The organism is Streptomyces sp. 8L (assembly GCF_020176795.1).
GTDB lineage: Bacteria > Actinomycetota > Actinomycetes > Streptomycetales > Streptomycetaceae > Streptomyces.
Window position 1 is genome coordinate 1 of record NZ_JAIUKE010000180.1, and the last position, 14786, is coordinate 14786.

Annotated in this window: 10 protein-coding genes; 6 read left to right on the top strand and 4 right to left on the bottom strand. The window is 66.6% G+C overall.

Annotated features, from left to right (window positions below; translation table 11 throughout):
• Nucleotides 1-134: 134 nt before the first annotated feature.
• Genes LCE31_RS16670 through LCE31_RS16685 form a run of 4 tightly spaced genes read right to left on the bottom strand, consistent with a single transcriptional unit; the run spans nucleotide 135 to nucleotide 6928 of the window.
• On the bottom strand, nucleotides 135-968 hold the full coding sequence (locus LCE31_RS16670; RefSeq protein ID WP_225015061.1) for a phosphoadenosine phosphosulfate reductase family protein: 834 nt from the start codon (nucleotides 966-968) through the stop codon (nucleotides 135-137).
• On the bottom strand, nucleotides 965-4564 hold the full coding sequence (locus tag LCE31_RS16675) for a KAP family NTPase (RefSeq protein ID WP_225015062.1): 3600 nt from the start codon (nucleotides 4562-4564) through the stop codon (nucleotides 965-967). Before LCE31_RS16675 ends, LCE31_RS16670 begins: the two co-directional genes overlap by 4 nt.
• Nucleotides 4561-5673 carry a DUF4007 family protein gene (locus LCE31_RS16680; protein WP_225015063.1) on the bottom strand — a complete coding sequence of 371 codons (1113 nt, stop codon included), beginning with the start codon at nucleotides 5671-5673 and terminating at the stop codon, nucleotides 4561-4563. The genes LCE31_RS16675 and LCE31_RS16680 overlap by 4 nt, the downstream gene beginning before the upstream one ends.
• A gap of 46 nt (nucleotides 5674-5719) precedes the next feature.
• Nucleotides 5720-6928, bottom strand: coding sequence for a cysteine desulfurase family protein (locus tag LCE31_RS16685; RefSeq protein ID WP_225015064.1), 1209 nt, complete (start codon nucleotides 6926-6928; stop codon nucleotides 5720-5722).
• Between the two features lie 436 nt (nucleotides 6929-7364).
• On the opposite strand from LCE31_RS16685, the gene LCE31_RS16690 reads away from it, so the two are divergent.
• The 6 genes from LCE31_RS16690 to LCE31_RS16715 all read left to right on the top strand — a co-directional run bounded on the left by LCE31_RS16690 (nucleotide 7365) and on the right by LCE31_RS16715 (nucleotide 14677).
• On the top strand, nucleotides 7365-8993 hold the full coding sequence (locus LCE31_RS16690) for a DEAD/DEAH box helicase (protein ID WP_225015065.1): 1629 nt from the start codon (nucleotides 7365-7367) through the stop codon (nucleotides 8991-8993).
• Nucleotides 8990-10873 (top strand): ATP-binding protein, encoded by a 1884-nt coding sequence (locus tag LCE31_RS16695; protein ID WP_225015066.1) that lies wholly within the window; start codon nucleotides 8990-8992, stop codon nucleotides 10871-10873. Before LCE31_RS16690 ends, LCE31_RS16695 begins: the two co-directional genes overlap by 4 nt.
• Nucleotides 10870-11766, top strand: coding sequence for a phospholipase D family protein (locus tag LCE31_RS16700; RefSeq protein WP_225015067.1), 897 nt, complete (start codon nucleotides 10870-10872; stop codon nucleotides 11764-11766). The genes LCE31_RS16695 and LCE31_RS16700 overlap by 4 nt, the downstream gene beginning before the upstream one ends.
• Before the next feature lie 86 nt (nucleotides 11767-11852).
• The gene (locus LCE31_RS16705) at nucleotides 11853-12500 is read left to right on the top strand and encodes a hypothetical protein (protein ID WP_225015068.1); all 648 of its coding nucleotides are present in this window, start codon (nucleotides 11853-11855) and stop codon (nucleotides 12498-12500) included.
• Between the two features lie 230 nt (nucleotides 12501-12730).
• On the top strand, nucleotides 12731-13531 hold the full coding sequence (locus LCE31_RS16710) for a phosphoadenosine phosphosulfate reductase (protein ID WP_374118484.1): 801 nt from the start codon (nucleotides 12731-12733) through the stop codon (nucleotides 13529-13531).
• A gap of 312 nt (nucleotides 13532-13843) precedes the next feature.
• Complete coding sequence (locus tag LCE31_RS16715; RefSeq protein ID WP_225015070.1) at nucleotides 13844-14677, top strand: undecaprenyl-diphosphate phosphatase; 834 nt, start codon at nucleotides 13844-13846, stop codon at nucleotides 14675-14677.
• Nucleotides 14678-14786: the final 109 nt, after the last annotated feature.

Here is a 14786-nt window from a genome sequence, read left to right on the forward strand (position 1 = left end):
CCCCCGCCGGTTCGGGGGGCGGGGGGCGCGGGGGGTGTGGTTCTGGGCCCCCGCTCGCCCGACGGGGCCGGGGGCCGGGGGGGGGCGCGGCGGCCCCGGGGCCCCACGTAGTTGAGCGAGGGCTTCGGCCTACGTCAGAGATGGCAGACGGAGCAGCCTGCCTCGTCGTCGTCAGAGTCCAACGCATCCGAGAGCACTTCCAGGAGGGGTCGGTTGGGCTTGATGCGCTTGGCCGCACGGTCAAGGGCGGCCTGGTGCTTGGCCTCGATCTCGTCCTTGCGCTCTATCAGCTCCGGAAGCGACTCGCCCTGGGACCAGGTGTAGTTGCGGCCCTTCATGGCGGTGTGCCGGTACCGGACCTTCTCCTCATACTCGACGGCCTTGTCGTACAGGTCGGGATGGCGTTCCTTGAGGCCGACCCACTCGTGCTTGCGCTGGAAGAAGCAGAAGTAGCAGCCAGAACGTGTGCGCCACTCGTAGTAGCCGGGGAGGCCAATGCCGGCCTCGTCGAGGATGCGCATCACGCCGTCCTTGTCGATGCCATCCTCGCGGAACGGGAAGACGGCATCGATGTTCGGCTTGGTGCTGACGTAGCCGAGGCGGTTCTCGTCGGCCCGGATGGCGACGTATGAGATGACCTTGTCGTCTCCGACCCACTCCTCCAGTGGCTTGATCTTCAGATTTTTGGTGCACCAGCGCATCTGCGGGCTAGGCAGGGTGCCTTGGTAAACCTCCATCCAGTGATCGAAGTCGCGGTCGGCGTTGAGTCGCTCGATGGGCTTGCCGAGGGCCGCTTCCAGGCGGTTGAGGTACTCGTACGTCTCTGGGAGTTCAGCGCCGGTGTCGCAGAAGAAGTACTCCATCTCCGGCACGCGATCGCGCATGTAGATGGCAAGCGCCGACGAGTCCTTGCCGCCTGAGATGCCCAGGACGTGGCGAACCTTCTCCTGGGTGACTGGATCCGTCATGCCCCCTCCTTCGTTTCAGTTGCTGTGACAGATGGCCCGTCGGCAACACGTTGTGCGAGTGCAGCGAGCAGGATCCGTGCACCGTCGGGTCCGAGGGCCTGCTCAGCCTGCTGCAGCACGTCGGCCGCGAGCTGGTCAGCCTGGCCTCGGGACTGTTCTGGCACGTAGATCAGCGTCCGTCGTTCCGCTCCTGTCTTGTCCGTCAAGGTCAACAGCCGCGTCTCCAGATTTACTTCCTGCTCGCGGGTCTCGCTGCTGTCCTGGTAAAGGTGGGCGACGCGGTCGAGGGATGCGGACATCTCGCGTGCAAGGCGAGGGAACATGCCTGCGTCTCGGTCATCCCAGTCTCCGAGTGCCTTGTTGGTGAGGCGGACGACGATCGGGTCGAGCCAGTCCTCGTCAGCGAGGCTCTCGCTGAGCACGAAGTCGACGAAGCCCCGCAGCTCCGGGTTCAGTGACACCGTGGCGAAGCCGCTCAGCCGCGCGGCCAGTGTCGACCGCAGCTCGGGAAGAGTCGTGGGCAGACGGAACTCTTCGGCGAGAACCTCGACCACTTCTTCCCGCAGCGTGCGTTCGATGCCGGTGATCTCGTCTGCCGCTGCGGTCAGCCTATCGGCGTACTCCGTGGCGGCTGCCGCGTTGGCGCGGGTGCCGGCTTCGATGGGGGCGAGACCCAGCGCCTTGGGCAGAGCCCGGAAGAGCAGGTCGTCCGGATCCTGGGAGTTTGCCAGGGCGTTGCGCACGGCGAGTGCATCCGGAGAGATGCGCTTGGTCTTGCGAGCGTAGCTGTTCAAAACCATGACGCGTTCGAGTGACGCCCTGGCTACGGACAGCAGATCTGGGTTACGCAGTGCCTGTGAGCGTGGTGGTTCGACCTTTAGAGACACCAGGAGCTTCTTGATCACGCTGGCGCGCTGTCCCTGTCCGACCGGCGTGTATTTCACGTCGAAACGGGCAGGGGCGGCGAGGATGCGGTCGACAACGTCCGGCGTCAGCCGGGGCAGGTAGGAGCCCTCTTCGAAGAGGGCGACGTCGTGTCGGCGGATCACCAGGGCGGTGACGACTAGCAGTGGCCAGACACCGGCCTTCACCCCGTAGGGCGGGCTCATCAGGACCCGGATAATGTGGTCGAGGCTGGTACGCCGGGTTGCTGCGTCCAGCGCCTCTTGCAGCGCCTCCCAGACGGGCTGGGCATGCTCGTGGCCCTCGCCTGGAGCGGAGAACCCGTACGGCAGCAGGCTGTTGGGGGAATTCTCTGCCTGGATTGTGCCGTTTGCCCGGTGCAGGCCGAGGTAGGCCAGCGCGCCGCTGTAGATGGCTCGCTCCGGACCGTATCTTCCGGCCGTCGCGTCGAAGCCCAGGTATTGCTCGCCGGAGCGGGTGAGCATCGCGTCCAGCACATCGCTTCGGGCACGGGCGGCGTTGCTGGTGAGTGAGTGCCGTCCGAGCATCTCGTTGCGAATGTGCGGGGTCTGCGGGAAGACACTTCCGCAGGCGAGGGAGACGAGGCCGCTGAGGCTGCGGGCTGGCAAGCCCGAGCTGCCGGGGGACGCCTCAGGGGCCAGGCCGGCGTTCCACAGGTCCCAGGTGGCCTCCTGGGTCGGAGGGTAGAAGGCCGTCTGGATGACCTCCCGCAGCTCGGCCTCCGCCTGGACGGCTCGGTCGGTGACCTCGCGCCGGGCGACGTGATCGAGTTCCTTGTCTTCGAGCAGCTCTTTCAGAGCGATGAGGTGCGTGGCGGAGTTGAGTACCACGTCGGGGTGCGTGGTTGTTCCGAGAACGACCGGCAGCGTCGAGTTGACGGTGGGCAGCTGGTCCCGGGGGCCGAGGTGGAAGACGAGGAGGCCGTCGGCCGGGTCCTTCAGCTCGTCCGGCGCGTGGATTTCGCGGGTCTCTGGGCCGCTGACGGCGGTGAGGAACACCCGCATCATCCCGGTGACCTGGCTGTGGCGGCCGGCGACCACGGCGCTGGGGAGGTGTGCGCCCAGGCGCTGGACGATGGAGGCATCGTCGAGGTGACTGATGATCTCCTTCAGGCGGGCGTCGATGTCGAAGTCTGTGCCCTGCCAGACACGGTACTCACCGCTGAATTCCCGGTGGACGAGGAAGCCGCGGCGGACGAGGTCGGCGAGCTGCTCCTCAAGGCCGGCGAAGGCGCCTGCGTCCGTCAGGTCGGTGGGGTCGTGGAGCGCGAGGTGAATCATCTCGCTGGTGGCGCTGAGCGCGCCGTCGGCGTCGATGAGGTTCAGAACGCCGATGGTCTTCAGCAGCGCCTGGTCGGCGTCGGGCAGTCCGTTGGCTTCCTTGATGCGCGCGTCGACTTCGATCCAGCGGCCGGCGTTAGAGGCCGCGAGCAGAGAGGTCCGGCCGGAGTTGAGGAAGTAGTCGTACAGCTGTGGCAGCTGCACCGTGCTGGCACGTTCGGCGTCCGGCCGGGAATGTTCGGCCAGCGAGTCGCGGACGGTGTTGGGCTCTCCGCTGTTGAGGAAGCCCGACAGGCTGCGGTCGTGCTGGCCGATTTGCGCCGCCAGGATCGGCGCAGCGATCGCCGTCAGAGGGTGCAGCGGGTACAGGTTGGCGAAGTCGTCGCTGGCCAGCTCGGTAAGGATGTTCAGGCCGTGGTTCTTCCACGCGAGGGCTGATGCCTGGGCCGAGGCGCGGATGAGGTCCTGGCCCGCTGCGTCGACGGCGGCGTGGTTCAGGCGCCGGCGCAGGAGCTGCAGGGAGTCGCCGTGGTGCGGGACGAAGGTAACGTCTTCGAAGCGGCCCTGGATCTTTGCCCATTCGCGGATCTTGAGCTCACTGGAACGTGATGCGTAGTCCATGAACGACAGGTGCTGCAGGGTGACCAGGAAGACGGGCAGGCCGTTGGGCCCGGCGCTGTGCTCGGCGAGCTCCTGCAGGAGGAAGAGATCGTTCTCGGCGCCGGAGAATTCGTTGTGTCCGGCAAGGTGCTCCAGGGTCTTGCCGAACTCGTCGATGATCAGCAAGAGAGGCTGCTGATTGTCGGTCAGGGCCTTGATCGCGGCCATGACCTGCTTCGTCTTCGGCCCGGTCGTCGTCGGGTCTTCGCAGGCCGCGAGTGCTGCGACGACGTTCTTCGGGATGCGCTTGCCCCAGCGGCGCTTTGCCGCAGTGTCCAGCGCACGGGTTACGGTGGCGACCAGCGGTTCACGCCGCGCGGTGGCCACCGCACCGAGGAATCCGGTTCCCGTCCGCTCAGCCCGAGCCGTGGCGAGGCGCTCGGCGAGGGCTGAGCTGGTGTCCGCAAGGATCCGGTGAGCCTCGTTGCGACGGTCCTCATCGCGGCCGAGAAGCGCATCGATCAGGTTAGCCAGCGTGGACTTCCCGGATCCGTAGGGTCCGGTGAAGGACCAGGCGCGGGGGCGTCGCAGGTCACCGACAGCGTTGGCGATGCGCTCGAGCACGTCGACTGCCTTCGCGCCGACATACGGGCCGTGCAGTTCGTCCTCGACGTCGCGTTCGAGGTTGGTCGAGCGCATCTGGGAGCCGACCAATTCGATACCGGCCGGGAACTGAGGGGTTGCCTCGTCCTGCGGGGTGCGGGAGGTCCGCGTGGGGGCTGCGGTGGTCACGCGATCTCCTGAGTCGTGAGCTGCTGATGGTCCTGGGGCTTGCGTTCAGCCTTCGCTGCTTCGGCCTGCTCTGCCTTCTCCGCTTCGGCCAACTGCGGGTATTGCGCACTCCATTCGCCCCGGGTGGGAAAGCCGGGGCGCCGGGTGATGTGGTCGTACTGCTCGTCGAGGATGTCCCAGGCGAGCCCCATCGGATCGCTGGAGAAGGACATGGTCCGCTGGCCGACGGCGTCCACCCTGTTGAGTTCCGGGCGCCCCATGGCGACCTTGTCGAGGGCGGCGACGATCTCAGGCTCGCGGACCCGGAAGGCCCGGCCGGGCGCTCCGGGCTCGTTGGCAAGCCGCGCCAGGGAGATGGAGCCTGGACCCTGGGTGTCGCGGGCGGCGTAGTCGAGGCACGCATAGACCAGGACGTGGGCCGGGAGAGAGGTGCGCGTGCCAGTGGTGAACTGCCACTCCTGCTTGCCCCGGGTGCCTACGGAGGTCAGCAAGTCCAGCTCACGGAAAGGGCAGGCCAAGAGGTCTTCATAGGTGGCTCGGGAACCGCTCTGTTCGACAGGCGTGCGCGCATACATCTTGGTCAGGCACTCGACATCCCGGGTGATCGACGCCTCAACCGGTCCATCAGCGAAGGAGAAGTTGACATGCCGCGTTACGACCTGCGTCATGTCCGCGACGGTGAAGCGAGAAAACGGAGCAAGATGAAACGCCGTGTACCACGCGGGGGCCCAGCATTTGGCGCCCGGCCGCGACGACACGAGCCACCAGTGCAACAGCCACAGGCTGCCGGGTTCCTCAAGGTAGGGATCGGCGCCATGCTCGTCGAGCAGCCATCGAGCTTCCCAAGTAGGGGATGCGTACTGGGCCTTCGTCTTACCCGACGGGTCGGCGTGCTCACGGGTGAGTTTGAACGCCTTTGACCAGTACCGCATGGCATGGACCATGTTCTTACCCACGCCGAGCAGGACCGGGGCATCTTCAGCGAGGAAAGCTGCCGGATTCTCCTTGACCTGCATGTACGCCTTATGCAGCCAGCCGAAGCGGGGGGCGAAGGTCTCGTGGCGCGCGAAGCTGGAGTGTGCGGCTTCCGCGAGCCTGCTGTCTGCCATACGAGGGGCCTCTCAGAGCACGAAGAGATAAAGGGAAATGCTGAAGTCAGTGAGCAGCCGCGCCGGCTGTCGCTGCCATGGCGGCGCGCACCTGGTGGACCGCATGCACTACCGCCTCAGCGGCTGCGGCGATCTCTTCCTCGGTTGTGGCGTAGCCAAGCGAGAAGCGCACAGTGCACTCTGCTTCCTCCCGGCTCAGCCCCATAGCGAGCAGGACATGGCTGGGAGTTGGGGCTCCCGAGGCGCAGGCGCTTCCGTCGGATGCGGCTATGCGCGGCATGGCGGCCATGACTGCGTCAGCCGGGGCACCCTCAAAGGTGATGCTCGCCACACCGGGCAGGCGGGGGGCTTGTTGCCCGTTGATACGGCAACCGTCCACAGCCGCGGTCACCGTGTGTTCGAGCTGATCGCGCAGTTGGGTCACGCGGGCGACGTCGTCGGCAAGGTCACGGCTGACGGCCGCAGCGGCAGCTCCGGCACCGGCGATCCCGGGCACGTTGAGGGTACCGGCCCTCCATCCCTTCTCCTGCCCGCCACCGGTGATCAGCGGCCTGAACGGCAGCGGAGTACCGCGTCGCACGAAGAGTGCGCCAACGCCTTGGGGGCCGCCGAACTTGTGGGCCGACAGGGACAGAAGATCGACGTCCACTTCGGAAAGGTCCAGGGGCAGCCGCCCGATCATCTGTGTGGCGTCCGTGTGGACCAGCGCGCCTGCGGCATGCGCCGCCTTGACGACCGGCGTGAGGTCGGCGAGAACCCCGGTTTCATTATTGGCTGCCATCAGGGAGACGAGACCGACGTCGCCCCGGCCGAGCGCTTCCTCCAGGGCCACGGTTTCCACCAGGCCGTCCGCCCGCATCGGCAAGACGGTCAGCGATCCCGGCTCGTTTTGGGCCAGATCCCGGGCTGTCTCCAGCACGGCAGGGTGCTCTGCACTACCCGTCACAATCCGGGCACTGCGGCGATGAGCCGCGCGCAGCGCGAGATTGTTCGCTTCAGTTGCCCCCGACGTGAAGATGATCTCCCCGGGTGAGCAGTTCAGCAGTTCAGCAAGCTGCCGACGGGCGACCTCTACGCGATGGGCGGCGTCCCGGCCGGGGTGATGCACGCTCGACGCGTTACCGACGGCCTGCAAGGCGTCCATAACCGCCGCCAACGCCTCGGGCCGGATCGGCGCCGTCGCGTTGTAGTCGAGATAGGCCGAAACCGGCCCATCAGACTCATCCCTCATGCCCCACCTCGTCTCGCTCAGCACCGCACACAATCTACTCCTGGTGGAACCCGAACGCGTGCACCGGGGGCGGCACCAGGAGTGAGTCGCGATCGACGCGATCGAGATCGATCAGTCCGCGAAACCGACACTCGGTCCGGAGCGCAAAACTGTAAATCGAACTAATGTTCCCTATTGCTTGGGTACCTGCACCCGATATCGGGAAAGGGCATCGGCGCAGACGCGGCACGGGATCCTCTAGGGCCCTTCCGCACCTCATCAGCGCCCCTGAGCTGCGGATATCAATCGCTGAGATCCGAGTGTCAGTGCGTGGGTTTATGGTAATCGGGCACTGTAACCCGGAGGCGACTCAGAGTTGCGGGCAGCTCTGCATGCACAGAACTGAGGTAGGTGCTTCGGAAGTTGACGGCCATTCGGACATTGGGGGAAATCTCCCCTGTTCTGCAGGGGTGGTGAATCGATGACAGCGTGGTCGCCCGGCCTGTCCTTCCAAGCCGTGCTGGGCAGCGCTCCCATGCCGTACATCCGCGAGCGGCTCGGCAAGCACATGTGCGCTCTGCTCGACCTCATCGACGGCGGAAGCGCCGGCGATGAGCGGCTCCGAGCAGTCGCTGCCGTGGCGGTGGACGCCGAGAAGCTCGTGTCCAATCCGACGGACCGCGAGGAGCTGCTGCGCCTCCTGCCCGCCGACAAGCAGAAAGAACTTGCCCAACGTCTTGGGGCGGACGGCGCCGCCACCGATGCCCTGGTCTACCTGAACGGTCTGAAGTGGACGAGTGAACAACAGCGGGAGCTGCTGGAGTTCTTCGGCTTCAGCGTCGACAGGGCACCTGCGCTGCCCCCGCTCTTTCGACAAGACTCCGGACCCGAGTACGGGTTGTTCCCCCACCAACGGCGCGCAGCCGCACGCGTGAAGGAGTTGCTGTACGACGGGCCGCGGCGGGTAGTCCTTCACCTGCCGACAGGCGTGGGCAAGACCCGCACCGGAATGAACCTGATCGCTGACCATCTGCGACAGCACGAGCCCACGCTCGCGGTCTGGCTGGCGCGTGGGCAGGAACTGCTGGAGCAGGCGTCTGCGGAGTTCGAGCGCGCGTGGTCCAAGCTCGGCGACCGTCCGATTGCAGTCGTTCGGATGTGGGGTGAGGCGCCCACCGATGTGGAGGCGCTGACGGACGGCCTTGTCATCCTGGGGCTGGAGAAGGCCGTCTCCGCGGACAAGAGCGATCCGGAGCTTCTCCGCAAACTCGCATCGCGCAGCACTCTCACAGTCTTCGACGAGGCCCATCAGATCATCGCGCCGACCTACCAGCGAGTGGTGGACGCCCTCACCATCCGCCCCGATGCCAGCTTGCTGGGCCTGACGGCCACCCCCGGCCGGACCTGGGCGGACGTCACGCAAGATGAGCGACTGTCGGACTTCTTCGCCCGCCAGAAGGTCATGCTGCAGATCGACGGATACAGCAACCCGGTAACCGCCCTCATCGAACAGGGCTACCTGGCCAAGCCCATCATGAAGACCGTCGCCTCCGAAGCCGGCCTGCATCTGTCCGCGCGCGATCAGCAGCTGCTCGCGAAGTCCTTCGACATCCCATCGGACATCATCGCGTCGCTGGCCAGCGACGAGCAGTGGAACCTCAAGGTCGTCCAGACCGTGCTGGAGCTACTCGAACGCCAGCACCGCAGGATCCTGGTATTCGCGGCCTCCGTTGACCATTGCCGCCTGATCGCCGCCGTCCTGTCGGCGCTCGGCCTCGATGCCGACTTCGTGACCGGAGAGTCCTCTCCTCGGCACCGGAACGACGCCATCAGACGCTTCAAGGGCGCCGGCCGACGCCCCATGATTCTGTGCAACTTCGGGGTCCTGACTACAGGCTTCGATGCCCCGGCAGCCAGTGCTGCCATCATCGCCCGACCGACCAAGTCGCTGGTCCTGTACAGCCAGATGGTCGGCCGGGTCATCCGCGGTCCCAAGGCCGGCGGAACCGCCACCTGCGAGATCGTCACCGTCGTCGACCCAGAGCTGCCCGGGTTCGGAGACGTGGCCGAGGCATTCACCAACTGGGAAGACGTATGGGAGACCGCGTGACCGGCGAGGGAAGCAAATACCGGATCGTCAGCCCTTCGCTGACCGTCAAGGCCATGCGCGACAGTGGCTACAAGAACACCGCCTACGCGCTCGCCGAGCTGATCGACAACAGCATCGACGCGGCAGCCGCAATGGTTCAGGTCTTCGCCTGTGAGAGTCCGGTGCAGGGCGCCACCCAGACGAGGCACCGGGTGGACGCCATAGCTGTCCTCGACAACGGGAAGGGCATGGATGCCGAACTCCTGCGGCGTGCCCTGAAGTACGGCGACGGCCTCGGGGGCGACCGCAACCGCATCGGGCGCTTCGGCATGGGCCTGCCCAACTCCAGTATGTCCCAGTGCACCAAGGTCGAGGTCTGGTCCTGGACCAATGGGTCCCCGAACGCCATGTACACCTACCTCGATCTTGAGGAGATCAACGGCGGACTCGACGACGTCCCCACTCCCGTACACCGCCCCGTGCCGGAGTACTGGAGCGACCTCAGCGAGGCACCGCTGGGCACCACCGGCACCCTCGTGGTCTGGTCGGACCTTGACCGGGTCAAATGGCACGGCGCCGGCGCTACCCTGCGGAACACTGCCGAGCTGATCGGCCGTGTGTACCGGCACTACCTCCACGACGGCAGGGTGGAGATCAAAATGGCGCCGGTCCGCGAAGGAAAGGTCCTCGAAGGAGACAACGGGGCATACTTCGCCGAGCCCAACGACCCCCTGTACCTCATGGACTCAACGGGGACGCCGCCCCCGTTCGGAAACAAGCCCATGTTCGAGCCCTTCGACATGGGCAACGAGAAGGAGCCCGGGGTCGCCTACTTCCCGATCACGGTCGACGGAACGAAGCACAACGTGAAGGTGCGGGCATCCATCGCCCGGCCCGAGGCCCGCCGCGCCGACGTCGAAGGCCACCCGTGGCCCGACAACGCGAACCCCAACCGCGACGCCGGTTTCCACCCGTGGGGCCAGCATGCTCGACGGAACATCGGGATTTCCCTGGTCCGGCAGGGGCGCGAACTCGATCTCGATTCGAAGTGGGCCATCGGGTACGACCCCGTCGAACGCTGGTGGGGCATCGAAGTGGAATTCCCCCCGGAGCTCGACGACATCTTCGGCGTCACGAACAACAAACAGACCGCCACGGTCTTCTCGTCTCTCGCTCACTTCGACTGGACGGCCGAGGCCGAGGGGGACGAGACGCCCAAGGCGTTCAAGGACCGCATCGCCGAATTCGGCGACCCGCGCCTGCCCCTGATCGATCTCGCGCTCTACCTGGAGAAGAACCTCCTGCCCAAAATGCGGCGGAAGTTGAAGCAGCACACACTGGGCAACCGGGGAGGCAAGAAGCGCCACGACGACGTCGTCACGTCCAAGGCCACGGACGCGGTGAAGCGCCGGCAGGAGGACGGTCACACGGGAACGACCGATCGCCTGGCAGAGGAGGCCACCGAGAACGACAAGCGCCAGGAGCAGTTCGCGGCGCTCACCGAGCGGCACCACCTCGACGAGAACACCGCCCAGTCCATGGTCGACGAGGCGCTGGAGAAAGACTGGCGTGTCCGCTGGATCTCCAGCCCGCAGGACTCCACGGCGTTCTTCAACATCGACCTCATGGCCGGCATGCTGCAGGTGATCTTCAACACCGAACACCCGCTGCACAGCGAGCTGATGACCGTCCTTGAAGACGTGCCCGAAGACGCGAGCGAGACCGAACTCCGCCAACGCCTCGCCCGCGCCTCCGACACCTTCAAACTCCTCGTCTTCTCCTGGGCCCGCATGGAGGACGAGATTCCCAACAAGCGGGACCGCGCCAGGATTTCGGACGCCCGGCGCGACTGGGGCCGCTACGCCCGCGACTTCATCGAAGACGGGAGCGATGACGAGTGACGCAGCCGGACCACGTCTGGCAGCAGATAGCCGACCTGATGAAGGGCGCCACCACGCGAGTGATCCTCGTGGCGCCCTTCATCAAGAAGGCCGTCTTCGAGGAGACCCTCGCCTCGGTGCCGACCTCGGTGGAGAAGATCGAATGCGTCACGCGCTGGACGCCGGCGGAAGTAGCCGCCGGAGTCTCCGACCCCGAGATCATCGAGGCGGCGGAGCGGGACGAACGCGTGCAGATCGCTCTCTGCCCGTCGCTGCATGCCAAGATCTATGTCGCCGACGACCGATGCCTGGTCGGATCCGCAAACCTGACCGGCAAGGCCACCGGCCGAGTCCCCAACGCCAACGTGGAGCTCTTGCTAGATGCTCCCGTCACGCATCCCGAAGTGCTGCGCGTTCTCAACTTGATCGAGTCCCGCTCGACGGCGGCCACACCCTTGGTGGCCGCCCTTGTCCGGAAGCAGGCAGAACTTCTGAAGGAGGAACGCATCCCGCCTCCGGCCGAGGGTGAACCCGCCCCCCTTTGGTACCCGGAGACGAGGCGCCCGGAGAACGTGTTCGCGCTCTACAGCGGGCGAACACGATTCACCTCCCCGGTTGAGGCCGGCATGATCCAGGACCTTGCCATGCTCGATGTCCCGGCAGGTTTGGCGGAGCACGACTTCAACACGGCGGTCGAAGCTCGGCTGCACGCCATCCCAGAACTTCACAAGCTGCTCATCGGCGAGCGCCTCAGCAACATCGAGCTCCAGAAAGCCATCGTAAAACGGACAGGAGACCCGGAAGACCAGGCGCGGAGGACGACGGAGACCCTCGCGGCCTGGCTGCAGCACTTCGGCCGCTATTACACCGAGGTGGGCTCGTGGGAGCTGCGGCCAGGACGGGAACACACCTAAGATCTGCGTGCACGGCGTAGAGCGGCGGAGAGACTCCCCTGCTCATCGCCACCCCACGGAGACGAAGGTGATGGGAAGGCCCCCTCATGGCACAGGTGCGCATCCCGTTCCTGCTGGGCCATGCCGAAATCGCCTCCCTCTATCAAGTGGAGCGCCAGACATCGCAGAAATGGCGGACGGAGGGCGCCCTTGCCGCACCTGACCTGGTCGCGTCCGGCAACCCATACTGGCTGCTCGCGACGGTAATGCGGCTCAACGGTGTCGGCGACCGCCACGTGGCGCAAGACCAGCTGACCTCCTACAAGGCCAGCGTCCCCTGCGGCTACGAGGTGCAGGACAAGGAGGACCTGCCCATCATTCTCGGCATTCAGGAGGTCGCCCGCATCCTCGCGCGGGACGCACAGGCGATCTCCCGGTGGCGTAACCGACGACAGATCGCAGAGGCTGACCTGACCCTCTCCGGGTCCCCGCTCTGGCTCCTGGAGACCATCGTGGATGATGCGCAACAGCGGCAGCGCGCCATCCTCTCGTCCGAGGTCGAGCTGCTGCGTTCAGGTCACCGCGCCCCGCAGAAACCACGTGGGCGCAGGCAAAGAGAGCCGCTCTCCCAGCCGCCGCACAAGGCCCCGCCCGCAGCACGAACATTCACTGGTGCCGACCAAGTAGCCGCGGCCGAGTTCCTGGCAGCAGTCCTGGCGGAGGGACACTCTGTAGTCATCGAGCCGCAATCTTAGTCGGCCTCCCCCTACCTGACTGGGACGCATCCCCAAAACACTACGCCGCCCAGCGGAGCAGTGTTCGCCGACAGCTGCGAGAGAAACACTTGATAACCCGGAGACGCATCCATATTGTCTCTCACATGCCGATCTTGTCACGCACCCCCGGAACCCACCACGACAACCCGACGAACGCGGGCCCACGGGCCGTCCTCGACCTGGCCGCTCACCAGTCAAGCGAGTACCCGATGAGGGTCATCTCGTACGGAGGCGGAGTCCAATCGACCGCCCTGCTGGTGCTGGCCGCACAGCGCGAGATCGACTTCTCCACCTTCCTCTTCGCCAATGTCGGGGACGACAGCGAGCACCCGGCGACCCTCGCGTACGTTCGCGAGATCGCCATCCCGTATGCCGAGCGTGCGGGACTGCACATCCACGAGCTCAAGCGACGCCGCCGTGACGGGGCCACGGAAACGCTCATGCAGCGGCTGAACCGGCCAGACACCCGGTCGATCCCCATCCCAGTCCGTATGGCCAACGGTGCGCCTGGCCGCCGCAACTGCACCGCAGACTTCAAGATCAAGGTGGTTGGGCGGTGGCTTCGGGAGCATGGCGCCACCGCGAAGGCACCGGCGGCGGTCGGCATCGGCATTTCGCTCGACGAAATCCATCGCGCCAACCGCCGGCGGAGGGAAGCCCACGAGGTCATCGAGTACCCCCTCCTCGACCTCGGGCTGCGCCGGGACGACTGCGAGCGCATCATCGCCGAGGCCAGCCTGCCCGTACCGCCCAAGAGCTCCTGCTTCTTCTGCCCCTTCCGTACCGTCGACGCCTGGCGTCACCAGCGTCGCCACGAGCCCGAATTGTTCGCACAGTCGGTCCGGCTAGAAAAGACGATCAACCGCCGACGGGCGGCGCTCGGCCGGGATGACGTCTATCTCACGCGGTACGGGATCCCGCTGACCCAAGCCATCCCCGATGAGAGCCCGGGGGAAGGCGAAGCCGACGAGGGGGACGGGGCATGCGACTCCGGCTGGTGCATGACCTGATACCTGCCGAGCAGGCCACGGCCGGGGGGGGGGGCGCCCCCCGGGGGGGGGGGGCCCCCCGGCCCCCGGGCGGTCGCCCGCGACGCGCCGCTGCAACGGGCGGCACAGCTACCCGGCCCCAGGCCGCGCTGCCACGCGGCGGGGGACGCCCCGGCGGCCGGGGGCGTGCCCGGGTGCGCCGGAGGCGTGGCGTCCGGGCGGGGGCGACCCGGAGGGGCGCGCGGCAGGTGGCTTACGGCATGATGACTTCCCCCGCCGGTATCGTTCGGAGTGCGGCGGCACGTCCGCACGCACCCTCCAGAAGTGGATTCCATGAGCGCGATCAACATCGGGCAGTCAGTCGTCCTCGGAGCGGTAGAGGGCCTGACCGAGTTCCTTCCCGTTTCCTCCACCGGGCATCTGAAGATCGCGGAGGGGTTGATGAACATCCCCGTCGAGAACGCGTCGGTGGTCGGCTTCTCCGCGGTCATCCAGGTCGGCGCGATCGTCGCCTGCATCCTGTACTTCTTCAAGGACCTCGTGCGGATCGTCGCGGCGTGGGGGCGCGGCCTGGTCAACAAGGAGGAGCGCTACCATCACGACTACAAGTTCGCGTGGTGGGTGATCGCCGCGACCGTCCCCATCGTGGTGGTCGGGCTCGCGGCCAAACCACTGATCGACGGGCCCCTCGCCTCCCTGTGGGTGGTGGCCGGCTCCCTGATCGTCGGCAGCGGCGTGATGTGGGCCGCCGACCAGATGGGCCGCCACAAGCGCGGCGAGGACGACACATCCTTCAAAGACGCGATGCTGGTGGGCTGTTCACAGATCCTCGCCCTCCTCTTCCCCGGCTTCTCCCGCTCCGGCGCCACCATGTCCACCGCCCTCGTCCTCGACCTCGACCGGGTCGCCGCCACCAAGGTGTCCTTCTTCCTCGGCATCCCCGCGCTCACCGGCGCCGGGATCTACGAGCTGAAGGACGCGCTCGGGACCGGAGTGGGCGCGGCGCCACTGGCCGTCGGGACGCTCGTGTCGTTCCTGGTCGCGTACGCGTCCATCGCATGGCTGATGAAGTTCGTGGCCAGCCACTCGCTCAACTCGTTCGTGATCTACCGCATCATCATCGGTGTGCTCCTCTTCGGACTGCTCGGCACCGGCGTATTGAACTGACACGCCCGGCGCCGGACGAGCGGCGCGCGAGGGGGGGGGGGGGGGGGGGGGGGGGGGGGGGGGGGGGGGGGGGGGGGGGGGGGGGGGGGGGGGGGGGGGGGGGGGGGGG